At 72.0% G+C, this 15,694-nt stretch carries 12 protein-coding genes; 2 read left to right on the top strand and 10 right to left on the bottom strand.

The features are described 5' to 3' along the window. Positions 1–19: 19 nt before the first annotated feature. A complete protein-coding gene (locus ACFYQ6_RS10975; protein WP_361582474.1) occupies positions 20–1,453 on the bottom strand; it encodes a pectinesterase family protein in 1,434 nt (477 codons plus the stop codon). Positions 1,454–1,743: 290 nt separating this feature from the next. On the opposite strand from ACFYQ6_RS10975, the gene ACFYQ6_RS10970 reads away from it, so the two are divergent. Beyond that, complete coding sequence (locus ACFYQ6_RS10970; protein ID WP_388762482.1) at positions 1,744–3,906, top strand: sigma-70 family RNA polymerase sigma factor; 2,163 nt, start codon at positions 1,744–1,746, stop codon at positions 3,904–3,906. Between the two features lie 79 nt (positions 3,907–3,985). On the opposite strand, the gene gdhA is transcribed toward ACFYQ6_RS10970, so the two are convergent. The 5 genes from gdhA to ACFYQ6_RS10945 all read right to left on the bottom strand — a co-directional run bounded on the left by gdhA (position 3,986) and on the right by ACFYQ6_RS10945 (position 9,861). After that, entirely contained in the window at positions 3,986–5,371 is a 1,386-nt protein-coding gene (gene gdhA / locus ACFYQ6_RS10965; protein ID WP_361582469.1) for an NADP-specific glutamate dehydrogenase, read from the bottom strand. Positions 5,372–5,666: 295 nt separating this feature from the next. Beyond that, the gene (locus ACFYQ6_RS10960) at positions 5,667–6,350 is read right to left on the bottom strand and encodes an ABC transporter ATP-binding protein (protein ID WP_361582466.1); all 684 of its coding nucleotides are present in this window, start codon (positions 6,348–6,350) and stop codon (positions 5,667–5,669) included. A gap of 46 nt (positions 6,351–6,396) precedes the next feature. Next, entirely contained in the window at positions 6,397–7,872 is a 1,476-nt protein-coding gene (locus ACFYQ6_RS10955) for an ABC transporter permease (RefSeq protein WP_388762479.1), read from the bottom strand. Positions 7,873–8,012: 140 nt separating this feature from the next. Next, complete coding sequence (locus ACFYQ6_RS10950; RefSeq protein ID WP_361582460.1) at positions 8,013–9,278, bottom strand: Ig-like domain-containing protein; 1,266 nt, start codon at positions 9,276–9,278, stop codon at positions 8,013–8,015. A 181-nt stretch (positions 9,279–9,459) separates the two neighbouring features. After that, positions 9,460–9,861, bottom strand: a complete 402-nt coding sequence (locus tag ACFYQ6_RS10945) for a hypothetical protein (protein ID WP_361582457.1) — start codon at positions 9,859–9,861, stop codon at positions 9,460–9,462. 108 nt (positions 9,862–9,969) lie between these two features. Here ACFYQ6_RS10945 and ACFYQ6_RS10940 point away from each other — a divergent pair, with 108 nt between their 5' ends. Continuing rightward, complete coding sequence (locus ACFYQ6_RS10940) at positions 9,970–10,290, top strand: hypothetical protein (RefSeq protein WP_361582454.1); 321 nt, start codon at positions 9,970–9,972, stop codon at positions 10,288–10,290. A gap of 60 nt (positions 10,291–10,350) precedes the next feature. Here the strand turns inward: ACFYQ6_RS10940 and hutH are convergent, their stop codons facing one another. The 4 genes from hutH to ACFYQ6_RS10920 form a co-directional block, all read right to left on the bottom strand. Continuing rightward, complete coding sequence (gene hutH, locus ACFYQ6_RS10935) at positions 10,351–11,901, bottom strand: histidine ammonia-lyase (RefSeq protein WP_361582451.1); 1,551 nt, start codon at positions 11,899–11,901, stop codon at positions 10,351–10,353. Between the two features lie 58 nt (positions 11,902–11,959). Further along, complete coding sequence (locus ACFYQ6_RS10930) at positions 11,960–13,126, bottom strand: GGDEF domain-containing protein (protein ID WP_361582443.1); 1,167 nt, start codon at positions 13,124–13,126, stop codon at positions 11,960–11,962. Between the two features lie 63 nt (positions 13,127–13,189). After that, positions 13,190–14,002, bottom strand: coding sequence for an enoyl-CoA hydratase-related protein (locus tag ACFYQ6_RS10925; RefSeq protein ID WP_361582441.1), 813 nt, complete (start codon positions 14,000–14,002; stop codon positions 13,190–13,192). A 363-nt stretch (positions 14,003–14,365) separates the two neighbouring features. Further along, positions 14,366–15,565, bottom strand: coding sequence for an adenylate/guanylate cyclase domain-containing protein (locus tag ACFYQ6_RS10920; RefSeq protein ID WP_361582438.1), 1,200 nt, complete (start codon positions 15,563–15,565; stop codon positions 14,366–14,368). Between the last annotated feature and the right edge of the window lie 129 nt (positions 15,566–15,694).

Genomic DNA, 15,694 nt, shown 5'->3' with positions numbered 1-15,694 from the left:
GTGTGCGGTGCGGCCGTGCTCATCGCACGGGGTTCCAGCCGTCCGTTCCGACCAGGTACTTCTGCGGGGTGTAGTTCGCGGCCTGCGCGTCCGTCAGCTGCGGGCGGTTGCCGTTGGCGGTGGCTCCGGCGCCTGTGTTGCGGTACTCGGAGAACCTGGCGTTCTTCCAGGAGTTGGTGGACATGTCCGTCCACGGCTGAGCGGTGGCCAGCGCCGAGGAGAGCGAGGACTCCCGGTACAGCACCTGGGCGTCCGGCCGCCACGGGCGCCCGAGCTGGGTCGTGTTCGAAGCCGCTCCCGTCACCGTCGACCGGTAGAAGAGGAAGCCGTACGTCTTCTCGGCGGGGGTGCTGGCCGCGGTGATCGGCCCGCCGGTGCTCCGCTTCTCGTGGATCGTGCAGGCGTGGAAGACGGCGGTCCCGCCGCCGTAGACGAAGTCCACGGTGCCTTCGACGTACGAGTCCACGATGTAGGCGCGCGCCTTGTCGTTGACCCGGAAGGTGTCCTGGTCGCCGAGGAGCCGCACGTCGTCCAGGACGGCCCTGTCCGCGTCGAGGTAGAGGGCGAGGGCCTGGTCCCCGGTGTCGGAGCTGTTCTCGTCGAAGTCGTTGGACAGCGTGAGGTTGGTGGCGCCGAAGTCGTGACCGAGCGCGACGAGGGTGGCGGAGCCGACGTGGCCGTGGTCGCCCGCGTTGCGGTTGTTGACGATCACGACGTCGTCCGGTGAGTCACCGAGGCCCTTCAGGCTGATGAAGGGCTTGTCGGCGGGGACGGTGACCTGCTCACGGTAGGTGCCGGGCTTGACGGTGATGGTGACGCGGCTCGCGTTCCCGCTGCCGACGGCGTTCACCGCTGCCTGCACGGTCCGGTAGGTGCCGGTGCCGTCGGCGGCGACGGTGGCAGGGCCGGTGGTCCCGACGGGCTTGAAGGCCCACTGCTTGTTGCTGTTGGCGGTGCACGTCTCCTGGATGATCGCGGCACCACTGGCCGTCGAGGCGTCCTTGAGACTCATGCACAGACCGCTGTTCACGCTGACGACCTGGAACGTGTCCGTACCGCTCGCCGTCAGCGTCCACTGCTGGTTCGTCTGACCGGCACACCCCCACTGCTGGAGCTGCACCCCGCTGACCTTCGAGTAGTCAGGCACATCGACGCACTTACCACTCGACCTGTTCACCAGCCGGTACTTCCCCGACCCGTCAGCCGTCAGCGTGAACTGCTGCCACGCCGCACCCTCCGTACAACCCCACTGCTGCAACAACGCACCGTTCGCCGGCGACGCCCCCGGCACGTCCACACACTTCCCGCTCTTCTTCACCGCCAGCTGATACACACCCCCCGCCACCGGCAACGACGCCGCCCCCGCCGGAGCCGCCAGCCCACCGGCCAGGACACCCCCCAGCACGATCGCGACGGCCGGCGCGCGCCGCCTTCTGTTCGGTTTCTCGGTCATCGTTCGCTCCTTCGGATGGGCCGGACGGTGCGGTGGTGTGAGCCGCAGTGCCCAGGTAGATGCGTGGGGCGGGTGTGGATGACAGAAATCCCGAAGAAACTTTTCCGCGACGAGGATCCGGGGCCGACGGGGCGGGTGCGCCGCAGGTGGCGGCGGTGGTGGAAGGGACAACTTCTTTACGACTCCCTGCCCTTGTGCCACGATGCCTGCCTCTGGGCCCCGGGTCGGCAGGTCCACGTCAGCAGCGACCCCGGTGACCGGCCCCGAAGCGAGTGAGGAGCCGTGGCGGGATGACGGACAGCGGGCCCGGCCGAGCGGTGCACGACACGCCGGGGCTGGTCGGTGACGCCCGGAGGGGCGACACCCGGGCCATGGAGGAACTCCTCGCCGCGCACCTGCCGTTGGTATACGGAATCGTCGGGCGGGCGCTCAACGGTCACGCGGATGTGGACGATCTCGTGCAGGAGGTCATGCTGCGGATCGTCCGCGCGCTGCCGTCACTGCGCGAGCCGGAGCGGTTCCGTTCGTGGGCGGTGGCCATCGCCTACCGGGAGGTGCAGCAGTACCAGCGGCGGGCGGCCCGCGACCGCTTCCACGGGCACGAGGTGGAGAACGTCGCGGACCCGCTCACGGACTTCGCCGAACGTACCGTGGCGGAGCTCGAACTCTCGGGCCAGCGCCGGGATCTGGCCCTCGCGGCCCGGTGGCTGGACGAGGACGACCGGCGGCTGCTCGCCCTGTGGTGGGAGGAGGAGGCCGGCCGCATCGCCCGTGCCGACGTCGCCCACGCCATCGGCCTGAACGCCCGGCACACCGCCGTACGGGTACGGCGCATGAAGCTGCGGCTGGAGGACGCCCGCACGGTGGTCCGCGCCCTGGCCGCCACGCCCCGCTGTCCCGGACTGGCCGATGCCGCGCGCGGCTGGGACGGGGGCACGGGCGCCCTCTGGCGCAAGCGGCTCACCCGCCATGTACGCGACTGCCCGCAGTGCGGGGCGCAGAGGACCGGCCTGGTCGCCCCGGAGAAACTGCTGCCGGGACTCGGCCTGCTGCCGGTGCCCGGCGGGCTGGCCGAGGGCGTACGCCACGCAGCGGAGGCTGCCTCCCTGCTCGGGCAGACGGCCACCGGCCGGGTCCACGATCTGCTGCACCACCTCACGGCCAAGTCCGTCGCGGCGTCGGCCGCGGCACTCGCCGTGGCGGCCGGGGCTCTGACCTATCCCGTGTGGCACTCCCCCGCACCCGCTCCGCGTGCGGCGCCCCCCGCCGTGAGCCGCCCCGCTCAGCCGGTGGTCCCGGTCCCCGCGAAGCCGTCCCGGACGCCAACCGCCTCGGCCTCGGCCTCGCCGTCCGCCGCCCCGACGGCGCGCGCCGAGCGCCGTACGGGCACGGCGATAGGGGTGACCAGCGCCGACATCTACCTCGCGCCCGACGGTTCGGACGACGGGGACGGCAGCCGGGCCCGCCCCTTCGCCACGCTGGCCAAGGCGGCGTCCGTCGTCCGCCCCGGCCAGACCATCGCGCTGCGCGGCGGGACCTACCGGCCTTCCGAGGAGACGTCCCTCACGACGGACGGTACGCCGGACCGGCGCATCACCCTCAGCAACTACCGGGGCGAGCGGCCGGTCATCGACGCCTCCGGGCTGCCGGCCTCCTCCTGGGCGATCACGCAGGCGGCGGACAACTGGACCGTGCAGGGCCTGGAGGTCCGGGGCTCGGCAAGCCACGCGTATGTGTGCAGCGGCTGCCGGAACACCGTCTTCCGTGGCTTGTCCATGCACGGCAACGCGGAGTCCGGGCTCACGTTGAGGGACGCGGGCACCGAGAACAACACCGTGCTGGACAGCGACTTCTACGCCAACGGGCCTAGCCGGGCGGGCGGGGTCGGCCTCGCGGTCAAGTTCGGTTCGGGCGGCGGGAACACGGTGAGCGGCTGCCGCGCGTACGGCAACGGGGCCGACGGGATCGACCTGGGCGGTTTCACCAGCCCGGTGACGGTGCGCGCCACCTGGTCCTACCGCAACGGCAACGGGTTCACCCTCGGCGGCGGCCACACCGCGGCCTCCGTCGCCCATGTGCTCGTCGACGACGCAGCCTGGGACAACGCCGGGCACGGCTTCAACGACGAAGGGAACCCGGGCGCGGTCCGCCTCACCCGCAACACCGCCTTCCGCAACGGCACGAACTTCCATCTGCCCACCGCCGCCGCCGTGCTGAGCTCCAACGCGGCGGTCGACAGCGGCGAAGGCCCGGACACCGTGCTCGCCGAGTCCTCCCGGTCCGACGGCAACACCTGGGACGGCGAGGGTGGTGGAGCGTCGATGTTCACCACCACCGACCCGTCCACCGCCGAGGGCGCGCGTCCGGCCGACGCGACACTGCCCCGTACCGCCTTCCTCACCCCGACCGGCTCCGCGCCGGGCGCCCGGATGACCCCCGCCGCCGCGTCCTGACCCGCGCCGGCGGGAGCGGTCCGGACGGCGCGGGCCGGACCGCGGCGGGAGGGGGTCGGACGGGCGGTGAGGGCAGGGGTCAGATCAGGCCCTGCGCCAGCATCGCGTCGGCGACGATCTCGAAGCCCGCGATGTTCGCGCCCACCACGTAGTTGCCGGGGCTGCCGTACTTCTCGGCGGTCGTGTGGCAGGAGTCGTGGATGTGGCGCATGATCTGCGCGAGGCGCTCCTCGGTGTGGGCGAAGGTCCAGGAGTCGCGGGAGGCGTTCTGCTGCATCTCCAGGGCGCTGGTGGCGACACCGCCCGCGTTGGCCGCCTTGCCGGGCGCGAAGGCCACGCCGGCCTCCTGGAGGACGTGGACGGCCGCGGGGGTGGTGGGCATGTTGGCGCCCTCGGCGACGGCCTTCACCCCGTTGCGTACGAGGGTGAGCGCGTCGGCCTCGTGCAGTTCGTTCTGGGTGGCGCAGGGCAGGGCCACGTCCACCGGGACGTTCCAGACGCCGGTCCCCGCGACGTAGCGCACATGGTCGCCGCCGCGCTCGGCGTACTCGGAGATCCGGCCGCGGCCGGTCTCCTTGATCTCCTTGAGCAGGGCGAGGTCGATGCCCTTCTCGTCCACGACGTAACCGCCCGAGTCGGAGCAGGTCACGACGGTCGCGCCGAGCTGCTGGGCCTTCTCGATCGCGTAGATGGCCACGTTGCCGGAGCCCGACACGGCGACGCGCTGGCCGTCGAGCGACTCGCCGCGCACGCGCAGCATCTCGGCGGTGAAGAGCACGCATCCGTATCCGGTCGCCTCGGTACGCGCCTGGGCTCCGCCCCAGCCGAGCCCCTTGCCGGTGAGCACGCCGGACTCGTAGCGGTTGGTGATCCGCTTGTACTGGCCGAAGAGGTAGCCGATCTCCCGGCCGCCGACGCCGATGTCACCCGCGGGCACGTCGGTGTACTCGCCCAGGTGACGGTGGAGTTCCGTCATGAACGACTGGCAGAAGCGCATGACCTCGGCGTCGGAGCGGCCCTTGGGGTCGAAGTCGGCCCCGCCCTTGCCGCCGCCGATCGGCATGCCGGTGAGGGCGTTCTTGAAGATCTGCTCGAAGCCGAGGAACTTCACGATGCCGAGGTTGACCGAGGGGTGGAAGCGCAGCCCGCCCTTGTAGGGGCCGAGCGAGCTGGAGAACTCGACGCGGAAGCCACGGTTGACGTGGATGTCGCCGGCGTCGTCCGACCACGGCACCCGGAAGATGAGCTGGCGCTCGGGCTCGCAGATCCGCTCGATGATCCGGGCGTCCACGAACTCCGGCCGCTGCGCCAGCACGGGGCCGAGGGTCTCGAGGACCTCGCGCACCGCCTGATGGAACTCGCCCTCGCCCTGGTTGCGCCGCAGGATCTCGGCGTAGAGCGGCTCGATGACCCGGCTCGCGGCGGTGTTCGGGGTGAGGGAGAGGGAGTCGGAACTGGCCGGCATCTGATCAAGACCTTCCGTGGGTGGGATCGTGCCCTTCGGCGCTCCCTGTCCCCGGAGGCGCCACCCGGTCCGTGCGGACCGTTGCACCCGGCAAGTCTCCCAGCACGGCCCGCGACGGTGCGGGCGACATCCGCGCAGTGGACGCGCTTGTTCACCACGTCCCTGGGGGTCCACGGGCCCGTTCGCCCGTTCCCGCCGGGGCGGACGGGCCTCACGGGCCCCGCGCGGCAGGGGCGCCCGGGTGGCGAACCTCACAGCCGCGGAAGGAGGGCCGTGAGGTCCGCGCCGCCGTGGTTCAGGCCGCCGCGTTCTCCGTGACGGTGACCTTGCCCTTGCGGATGGTCGCCACCCTCGGGGCCTTGCGGGCGAGTGAACTGTCGTGGGTGACCATCACGAAGGTGAGGCCGTGCTCCTTCCACAGCCCGTCGAGGAGTTCCATGATCTCGTCGCGCATGGACTCGTCGAGGTTGCCGGTCGGTTCGTCGGCGAGCAGCACCTTCGGCCGCTTGACCAGTGCCCTGGCGATCGCGACGCGCTGCTGCTGGCCGCCGGACATCTCGCTGGGCAGGTGGGTGGGCCGGTCACCGAGGCCGACCGACTCCAGGGCCTCGGCGGCACGTTCGCGGCGGGCCTTCGCACCGATGCCGAGCGGGACGAGCGCCGTCTCGACGTTCTCCTGCGCGGTGAGCGTCGGGATCAGGTTGAAGCTCTGGAAGACGAATCCGATGGACTCGGCCCGGACCTTGGTGAGCCGGGACTCGGGGAGCTTGGCCAGGTCGACACCGTCGAGTTCGATGGTGCCTGCGGTGGGCCGGTCCAGTCCGCCGAGCATCTGCAGGAGCGTGGACTTGCCCCCGCCGGTGGGGCCCTGGATGACGAGCCGTCCGCCGTCCTCGATGGTCAGGTCGACGCCCGCGAGCGCGTCGACGGGGGTCTTGCCGCGCATGTAGCGCTTGGTGACGCCCTTGAGCTGGTACACGTGTGGACTCCTGCTGTACGTACGGAGGGGAGGGGCGGGGCGGGGGTTATGCGACGCGGCGCAGCGCGTCGGCCGGCCGCAGCCGGGAGGCCCGCCAGCCGCCGAAGGCTCCCGCGATCAGTCCGCCCGCGACCGCCAGGCCGACGGCGACGAGGATGGTGCTGAGGGAGACCGGCGCGGTCAGGGCGATGTCGAGGGTCTTGGCCGCGGTCTGGCGGCCGGGGCCGCCGCCGCCCATCGGGCCGCCGCCGCCGCCCATGCCGCCGCCTCCGCCGCCCGTGGAGCCGAGCTGGGCGGTGAGGGTGGGGCTGATGGCGGTCACGGCGTAGGCGCCCGCGAGGCCGACGGCGATGCCCAGGACGCCGCCCATCAGTCCGTTGACGAGGGCCTCGCCGACGACCTGACGGGTGACGCGTCCGCTCTTCCAGCCGAGGGCCTTGAGGGTGCCGAACTCCCGGACGCGGCGGCTGACCGCGGAGGAGGTGAGCAGGCCGGCGACGAGGAACGCGGCGACCAGCACGGCGATGGAGAGCCACTTGCCGACGCTGGAGGCCAGGTCGGAGGCGGTGGAGAGGGAGCCGGAGACCGTGTCGGCCAGGTCGGCGGAGGTGGTGACCGTCGTGCCCGAGATGTTCTTCTGGATGGCGGCCTTGACGGTGTCGATCTGCTGCGAGTCGGCGGCCTGGACGTAGACCGTGGTGACCTTGTCCTTCGAGTCCGCGACGGTCTGCGCCTGCTTCAGCGGGATGTAGACGTTGGCTGCGGCGTCGCCGCTGTCCGCGGTGGAGACGCCGACGATCTTGTACGTGGTGCCGGAGATGGTGACGGTCTTGCCGACCGCGAGCTCCTTCTCCTTGGCGTAGGCGGAGTCGACGACCGCGACCTTGGCGTTCGTCTCGGTGGCCTTGAACGTCCGGCCCTTGGTGATCTTGGAGGAGGTCAGCGGGCCGAGGCCCTGCTGGGTGACGTCGGTGCCGTACACGGTGAAGGAGTTGACGTCGAAGGACGCGCCGCCGCCCTGGACCTCACCCTGCGCCTGGCCACCGCTGCCCTGGCCGCCGCCGGGTCCGCCCTGACCGGAGCCCGAGCTCTCGTCCTGCTTGAACTGGCCACGGGTGAACTGCCCGTCGACCTTCATGACCGTCAGGCTGAGCCCGCCGACCGCGTCCGCGACGCCGGTCTGCTTGCCGACCTTGTCGACGGTGCTGGCGGCCAGCGTCTGGAAGCCCTGGACCATGACCCGGTCGGTGCTCTGGGTCTCGTCCTCGTCGTCCTGGGCGTCGAATTCGAAGCGGGGCCGCTCGTTGCCGCCGGAGCCCTGGGCTGCCGCGGCCTTGGTCACCGTCATGTCGGTGCCCAGGCCGTACAGCGACTGGAGGACCTTGTCCTGGGCCTTGCTCATGCCCGAGGAGACGGAGCTGACGATGATGACCAGCGCAATACCGAGGGCGAGCCCCGAGGCGACGACGAGCGCCGCCTTTCTGCGGCGGCGCAGCTCGCGCCGGAGGTAGGTGAAGAACATGGCGCGAAGATATGGACCGGGTGTGATGAGGAGTTAAGTGCCCGATGAGAGCCGTATGAGAACGCGTACGCGGAAGGCGGCGGCACCCGGGTCGTACGGGTGCCGCCGCCTTCGGGCGGGGAGGGGTACCGGCTACGGGATCAGGAGCCGGCCGTCCACTCCGACCAGCTCATGTTCCAGCCGTTGAGGCCGTTGTCCGGGGCGATGGTCTTGTCCGGGGAGTTCTTGACGATGACCACGTCGCCGATCATGGAGTTGTCGTACAGCCAGGCGGCAGGGGTGTTGGGGTCGTCCGCGCCCTGGGTGTCGGACAGGCCGACACAGCCGTGGCTGGTGTTCGCGCTGCCGAAGATCGACTTGGCGCCCCAGTAGTTGCCGTGGATGAAGGTGCCCGACGTGGACAGCCGCATGGCGTGCGGCACGTCCTTGATGTCGTACTCGCCCTTGCCGTCGTCGTCCGTGAAGCCGACCGTCGCACCGTCCATGCGGGTCTCCTTGAACTTCTCGGAGATCACCATCTGGCCGTTGTACGTCGGGTTCTCGGAGGATCCCGCGGAGATCGGGATGGTCTTGACCGTCTTGCCGTCACGGGTGACGGTCATGGTCTTCGCCTTGGCGTCCACGGTCGAGACCTGGTTGCGGCCGATCTTGAAGGTGACCGTCTTCTGCTGCACACCCACGACGCCGTCGGCGCCCTCGACGCCGTCCAGCGCCAGCTTCAGCGTGACGGTGGAGCCGCCCTGCCAGTAGTCCTCGGGGCGCAGGTCGAGACGCTGGTTGTTGAACCAGTGGCCGACGACTTCCTGGCCGCTGCTCGACGTCACGGTGATGCCGTCCTGGACGGCCTGCTTGTTCGTGATCGCCTTGTTGAAGTTGATCGAGACGGGCATGCCCACGCCGACGGTGGAACCGTCCTCGGGGGTGAAGTTCCCGATGAAGCTGTTCTCGGGCGAGACCGTGGTGAAGGAGCTGTTGGCGTGCGCCTCACGGCCGTCCGAGTCGGCGGCGGTGGCGCTGATCTTGTACGTCGTCGAGCGCTCCAGCTGGCCGCTGGGCTTCCAGCTGGAACCGTCGGCGGCGAGGGTGCCCTCGACGGTGTCACCGGCCGACGTGGTCATGGTGACCTCGGTCAGCTTGCCCTTGGCGACGGTGACGATGGCCGCGTTGTTGATGCTCGCGTTGGTGGCACCGTTCTTCGGCGCGATCGTTATCTGCGCCTCCGACGCGTCCTTGGCGGCCGCCTCGTCCACCTGTGCCTGTGACGTCTTCGAGCTGTCGGCACTCGCGCCCGCGTTCGTACCGCCGTCGTCGCTGCAGGCCGAAAGCACCAGTACGCCGCCGAGCAGTGCGGACGCGGCCATGAGGCCCCTGCGCCGCTTGCTGTCCGTCATCACACGCTTCTCCATCGTTGCCGATTCCCCAAGATCCCCGGACAGGGTCGCCCGACGGCGATTCCCCGTCAATGTTCCAAGAACACCCCGACCGGGTGTTCCGTTCCACATCCGGCGTGGATGTGGGGAACACCACTGATCGACGCACCTGCGGGCGCGCCGGTTCCCGTCACCCCTGAGGAGGGCCCCAAGGGCGTCAGCGTTCCGTTTTCCCGCCGCCTTCTTCGTCGTCGGTCTCATTGTCCTCGATCCCGTAGTACGCCTCGTCGCCGTCCTCTCCGGCTGCCCAGTCCTCGGCGTCGGGGTCGTAGTCGATGGTCTCGCTGCTCCAGGAGGCCTGGGCGAGCTCGACGCCGGGCACCTGGCTGATCAGGTCGAACGGGTCGATCAGCGAGGCGAGGGCCTCCGCTCCGTCTTCCCTGACCGTCTCCTCGGCATGCGTGCGTTCCTCGGCCGACTCGTCGGCGGAGGCCCCGTCGGCGGTGAAGTCGGCGGCGATGCTCTCCAGCGCCGTTCCGGTCAGGGCGTCCGCGTCGCTGATCTCCAGCACCATCTCCACGCGAAGCCGAACAAATGAGGGTGTCTCCGAAGTGCTCATAGGCCGGAGCGTAAGGCCCCCGGGACCTGTGGGTTTCCTCCGACCCGCTGCTTTGCTTAGCATCGGCCCGGGGGGCTAACTGATGGCTGTCGCAAGGGGATCGATTCTGTGTCCATCGCTCGTCGCACGCTGCTGACCACCACAGCGGCAGGCACCCTGCTCTGCGCTCTCTGGTTCGTCCCCTCCGCGAAGGCGACCGACGGGACGGCCCCGCAGAGCAGTTCCACCGGCACGTCCGCCGGTACCACCGACCAGGCCCGACAGGCCTCCGCCGCAGGGGAGTTCACCTCGGGCGAGAGGCTCGCCGACACCGGGGCGGGCGTCGACACGACGCCGTACCTCATCGGCGGCACGGTCTCGCTGTGCGTCGGTGCGGGGTTCGTCGCGTTCTCGATGCGCCGGGGCACCGTACCGGGCACCGGTTTCTGAGCGCCGGAAGGGCTGCCGCGTCCACCCGGACGCGGCAGCCCTTCCGCGTGTGCGCGGCCTTCAGTCCAGCGGGCCGGTCACCGGCTCCACGGCCGCGATGAGCTTTCCCTCCCGTACGAAGGCGTCGGCCGCCGCCAGGTCCGGGGAGAGGAAGCGGTCCGGCCCGGGTCCCTGGACACCGGCCGCCCGCAGTGCCTCGATGACGGCGAGCGACGCGGGCCCGGGCGTCAGCCCCTCGGCGGCCCGCAGCTCCACGGCGCGGGTGGCCGCGTACAGCTCGACGGCGACGATCCGGGCGAGGGCGGTGACGGCGGTACGGAGCTTGCGCGCGGCCGACCAGCCCATGGAGACGTGGTCCTCCTGCATCGCGGAGGACGGGATCGAGTCGACGGAGGCCGGGGCCGCGAGCCGCTTCATCTCACTGACCAGCGCGGCCTGGGTGTACTGGGCGATCATCAGCCCGGAGTCGACCCCGGCGTCGTCGGCGAGGAACGGCGGCAGGCCGTGCGAGCGGTTCTTGTCCAGCAGCCGGTCGGTGCGGCGCTCGGTGATGGACCCGAGGTCGGCGGCGGCGATCGCCAGGAAGTCGAGGACGTACGCGACGGGCGCGCCGTGGAAGTTGCCGTTGGACTCGACCCGCCCGTCCGGGAGGACGACGGGGTTGTCGACCGCCGAGGCCAGTTCGCGGTCCGCGACGAGCCGCCCGTGCGCGAGGGTGTCGCGGCCGGCGCCGTTGACCTGGGGCGCGCAGCGCACGGAGTAGGCGTCCTGGACGCGGGGGGCGTCGTCCTGGTGGTGGCCGGTGAGGCCGGACCCGGCGAGCACCCGCAGCATGTTGCCGGCGGAGACACCCTGACCGGGGTGCGGGCGGATGGCGTGCAGCTCCGGGGCGAGGACCCGTTCCGTGCCGAGCAGCGCCTCCAGGGAGAGCGCGGCGGTGATGTCGGCGCTGGTGTAGAGGTCCTTCAGGTCCGCGAGAGCCATGACGAGCATCCCGAGCATGCCGTCGGTGCCGTTGAGGAGCGCCAGCCCTTCCTTCTCCCGCAGTTCGACGGGGGCGATGCCGTGCGCGGCCAGGAGCTCGGCGGCGGGGCGCACGACGCCGTCGGGGCCTTCCGCGTCCCCCTCCCCCATCAGAGTCAGCGCGCAGTGCGAGAGCGGAGCGAGGTCGCCCGAGCAGCCGAGCGAGCCGTATTCGTGGACGACGGGCGTGATGCCCGCGTTGAGGACGTCGGCCATGGTCTGCGCGACCTCCGGGCGTACGCCGGTGTGGCCGGAGGCGAGCGTCTTCAGCCGCAGGAACATCAGCGCCCGGACGACCTCGCGCTCGACGTGCGGGCCCATACCGGCGGCGTGCGAGCGGACGATGTTGCGCTGCAACTGGGCTCGCAGCCCGGGGCTGATGTGCCGGCTGGCCAGGGCGCCGAAGCCGGTGGAGACCCCGTAGACCGGCTCGGGCTTGGCGGCGAGGGCGTCGACGATCCCCCGCGCGGCGGAGAGCGCCTCGACGGCGGCTGCGGAGAGCTCGACCCGGGCACCCTGACGGGCCACGGCGATGACGTCCTCGGCGGTGGTACCGGACGTCCCCACCACGACTGTATGCATATCCATATTCAGAAGCCTACGGACTGAAACCCGCCATGTCACCAGTGGTTCCGGGCCTGGACCCTTACCGGTCTCCGCCCGGCGGGTTGCCGCGCAACCGCCGGCGGTCGTGGGCCGGCCGCGGCGGGGAGTCGGCGAGCCGGATGACGTCACCGTCGCGCCCCGCGACCACCGGCTTCCTGGAGTGCGCCGCCTTCGCCTGGTACTGCGCGGCGTCCGCCAGCCGGAAGAGCCTGCGCGCGGACTGGACCGGGCCGATGTCGTCACCCGTGGACGCGACCCCGCAGGCGACACCGTCACCGAGTTCCAGGGCGACCGCCCGGGCGCAGAGCTCCTCGGACACCCGCACGACGTCGTCCGCGGAGGGCCCCACGGTCAGCAGACAGAACTCGTCCCCGCCGAGGCGCGCGGACAGGGCGCCGGGGAGCATGGCGCCGCAGAGCGAGAGCACGGAGCCGAAACGTTCCAGCAGCCGGTCGCCGACGGCATGGCCGTGCGTGTCGTTGACCGCCTTCAGGCCGTTCAGATCGCAGACGGCCAGGCTGACCACGGCCCCCTCGGCGCGGTGCGCCTCCAGTGCCTCGTCGAGCCGGATGTCGACCGCCCTGCGGTTCGCGAGGCCCGTCAGCGGGTCGGTGAAGGCCAGCTTGCGCACCTCCTCCAGCCGCTCGGTCTGCGCGATGCCCGCCGCGACGACGGCGGCCAGCACGGTGGCGAAGTCCGCGTCGTCCCGGTCGAACACCGGGGCGCCGGCGGGGCGGGCGACGTACAGCTCGCCCCAGGCCCGGCCGTGCAGGACGATCGGCGCCACCACGCAGCAGCCCCGTCCGCGCCTGCGGAGCGCGGCCACCCGCTGATGGCAGAACGGCCGGGCGCCCCGGGCGGGCGCCCCCGGGGGCGGGCTGCCGTCGGCGGTCTCCACCCAGGCGTCGGGCTCGCCGCCGCCCGCCCAGCGCTCGTGCAGGAACTCGGTGATCTCGGGGAACTGGTGCACGGGGTAGGCCTCACCCTCGGGGAACTCCTCCTCCCCCTCGGCCCGCTCGCCCGCGTTCACCAGCACGCGCAGCCTGCCCTGCTCCCGCTCCCACACGGAGAGGGCGGCGAAGCTGCCGCCGAGCGCCTCGCACGCCCCCGCCGCCGCAGCACGCCAGGACTCACGCGGGGTGTAGGCCGCCGCCATCGCCTGCGCCAGCGCCACCACGGCGCGCAGCCGTACGTCATCACCGCCCATTGCCCCAGCTTAGGTAGGTTCGGCGGAATGTGATCAGTCGGCAGCGCTGACGATCTTCAGGCGTCACTCGCCGGGCCAGCTGGGCGTCCGTTTCTCGTTGAACGCCGCCACGCCCTCGGCCCGGTCCCCGGAGAAGGCCACCGACCTCCAGGCCGCGTCCTCCACCTCCAGACCGGCCCGCAGGTCCAGGCCCTGCCCCAGTCGCAGGGCCTTCTTGGCGGCCCGGAGCCCCACGGGTGAGTTGGCCGCGATCCGGCCCGCCAGGGCCAGAGCGGCCTCCCGGTCCCCGCCGGCCTCGACCAGCTCGTCGACCAGGCCCAGCTCACGCGCCTCGGCCGCCTCCACGCGGCGGGCGCTGAAGACCAGCTCGGCCGCGCGCGCCGCGCCGACCCGGCGGGGCAGCAGCTGCGTACCGCCACCGCCCGGGATGACCCCGACGGACACCTCGGGGAGCCCGACCACCGCCGTGCGGTCGGCCACGATCACGTCGCAGGCCAGCGCCAGCTCGAAGCCGCCACCGAGGGCGAATCCGTGCACCGCGGCGACCGCCGGCATCGGCAGCTCCAGCACGCCCGTGTACGCGGCCCGGGCGGTGGGCCGCTGCCGGACGAGTTCCGCGTCGCTGAAGGAGTTGCGCTCCTTGAGGTCCGCACCGACACAGAAGGCCCGGTCGTGGCTGGAGGTGAGCACCGTCACCCGCACAACCGGGTCGGCGGCGAGCGCGTCGCACGCCTCGGCGAGGGCCCGCGCCATGGCGGTGCTCACGGCGTTCATCGCCTTCGGGCGGTCGAGCACCAGCTCGGCCACGTGCTCCTGGCCCTCGTGACGCCTCACGACGACGAACTCCCCGAACCTCTGCTCGGACGCGACACCCATGACTGCACCCCTCCGGTTAACGAGCGTTACCAGGGGGATCCTAGGCGTGGCCGCGCCACCGGGACAGTGCCGCGGCGCGGCACCGGCTCGGCCGGGACACGGGACCGCTCAGGCCCGGGCAGCCGTTCGAGGGCGGCCGGGGCAGGAGCGGGCCGGGACACGGGACCGCTCAGGCCCGGGCACCCGCTCAGGGGCGGCCGGGGCAGGGGCCGGCCGGCGCACGAAACCGCTCAGGCCCGGGCACCCGCTCAGGGGCGGCCGGGGCAGGGGCCGTCGGGGGACACGGGACCCCTCAGGCCGGCCGGGCACCCGCTCGGGGGCGGCGGGGGCAGCGGCGGCCGGAGCCGGGCGGGCCGGGCGCGGTCAGGTGGCGGGCTTGCCCCGGCGGGCCAGGAGCCACGGCTCCACCACGCCCAGCCCGCGCACCGGCCGCTGCCACATCGGCTGCAGCCCGAAGCGGTACGTCGGCAGCGGCGGTTCCTCGTCCGGCGCCCGGCCCTCCTTCTCCGCCAGCCGCACCCGCTCCGCCGCCGCCGCGGCCTCCTCGGCCGCCTGCGCCTCGGAGGCCGGGGCGTCGCCGTTCCTGATCAGCTCCTCGGCGAAGGCCCCGTCGACCAGCACCGCGTCCTTGGGCGCTATCGACGTGAGCCGGCTGGCCAGATTCACCGTCGTACCGAACACGTCGCCCATGCGCGTCGTGACCGTGCCGAACGCGATGCCCACCCGCAGCGCGGGCATCGTGGTGTCCTGGGACATCGCCTCGACCAGCCGGAGCGCTATCTCGCCCGCCGTGCCCGCGTCGTCCGCCGCGAAGAGCACCTCGTCGCCCAGGGTCTTGATGAGCCGTCCGCCGTGCGCGGCGACCAGGTCGGCCGAGGTCGTCTCGAAGGACTCGACCAGCTCACCGAGCTCCTCCTCCTCCAGCCGCCGGGTCAGCCGGGTGAAGCCCACGAGGTCGGCGAAGCCCACGGCGAGCCGTCGGTCTACCATCTCTTCGTCGTCCCCGGTCTGCACGACCCGGCCCGTCGCCGCGGCCAGCTGGCGCCGCCACACGTACACCAGGAACTCCTGCAGCTCGGGCAGGAGCAGCTCGATCAGCGGATACGTGACCTCGGTGCGGGTCATGCCCGGCTCGGGAGGCTCGGTCAGCCCCGCCAGGAAGGAGTCGATCTGCCACTCGGCGAGCCGGGCCGTGGTCTGGCCGGTGGACCGGGCCACCTGGATCGCCATCGGCTCACTGAGCAGTCCGGCCTCGACGAGACCGGCGAGGCGCCGCAGCGCCAGCACGTCGGCCTCGGTGAGGGCCTTGGCCTGCCCGATGTCGGCGAACCCCATGGCCCGCCAGAACCGGGAGGCCAGGTCCATGGAGACCCCGGCGGTCCTGGCCGCCTGGAACGGCGTGTAGCGGCGGTCGGCCCCCAGGATCAGGGCCTCCAGCCGGATCGCGAGAGGGTCGTCGGTCGGTTCGGCCGTGTGGTCGACCTCGTGATGCGGTGTCGAGTGGACCGACGGCCCCGACGAGGGCTCCGCGCCGTCGTCGGAGTTCGTGTCGTCGACGGTCACCGGCCGCCTCCTGCCCGTTCCCTGCGCACTGCCCTGCCGATCTGTCGCTGGATCGCCTCAACGATACGGCAGGTGTGCCCTGGCTCACGTCCCCGGTGACATGGTTACGGGTCCGTCATACGTGACATC

Origin of the sequence: Streptomyces sp. NPDC005494 (genome assembly GCF_042872025.1) — a bacterium.
In the GTDB taxonomy this organism is placed as follows: Bacteria; Actinomycetota; Actinomycetes; order Streptomycetales; family Streptomycetaceae; genus Streptomyces.
The sequence above is the reverse complement of the archived record's forward strand: the minus strand, read 5'-3'. Positions and strand labels throughout refer to the sequence as shown.

Excerpts from the sequence above, each read along its gene's own strand:
- hutH (WP_361582451.1), bottom strand. The coding sequence starts at position 11,901 with ATGGATATGCATACAGTCGTGGTGGGGACGTCCGGTACCACCGCCGAG.
- ACFYQ6_RS10925 (WP_361582441.1), bottom strand. The coding sequence starts at position 14,002 with ATGGGTGTCGCGTCCGAGCAGAGGTTCGGGGAGTTCGTCGTCGTGAGG.
- ACFYQ6_RS10950 (WP_361582460.1), bottom strand. The coding sequence starts at position 9,278 with ATGGAGAAGCGTGTGATGACGGACAGCAAGCGGCGCAGGGGCCTCATG.
- ACFYQ6_RS10955 (WP_388762479.1), bottom strand. The coding sequence starts at position 7,872 with ATGTTCTTCACCTACCTCCGGCGCGAGCTGCGCCGCCGCAGAAAGGCG.
- ACFYQ6_RS10975 (WP_361582474.1), bottom strand. The coding sequence starts at position 1,453 with ATGACCGAGAAACCGAACAGAAGGCGGCGCGCGCCGGCCGTCGCGATC.
- ACFYQ6_RS10945 (WP_361582457.1), bottom strand. The coding sequence starts at position 9,861 with ATGAGCACTTCGGAGACACCCTCATTTGTTCGGCTTCGCGTGGAGATG.
- ACFYQ6_RS10930 (WP_361582443.1), bottom strand. The coding sequence starts at position 13,126 with ATGGGCGGTGATGACGTACGGCTGCGCGCCGTGGTGGCGCTGGCGCAG.
- gdhA (WP_361582469.1), bottom strand. The coding sequence starts at position 5,371 with ATGCCGGCCAGTTCCGACTCCCTCTCCCTCACCCCGAACACCGCCGCG.
- ACFYQ6_RS10970 (WP_388762482.1), top strand. The coding sequence starts at position 1,744 with ATGACGGACAGCGGGCCCGGCCGAGCGGTGCACGACACGCCGGGGCTG.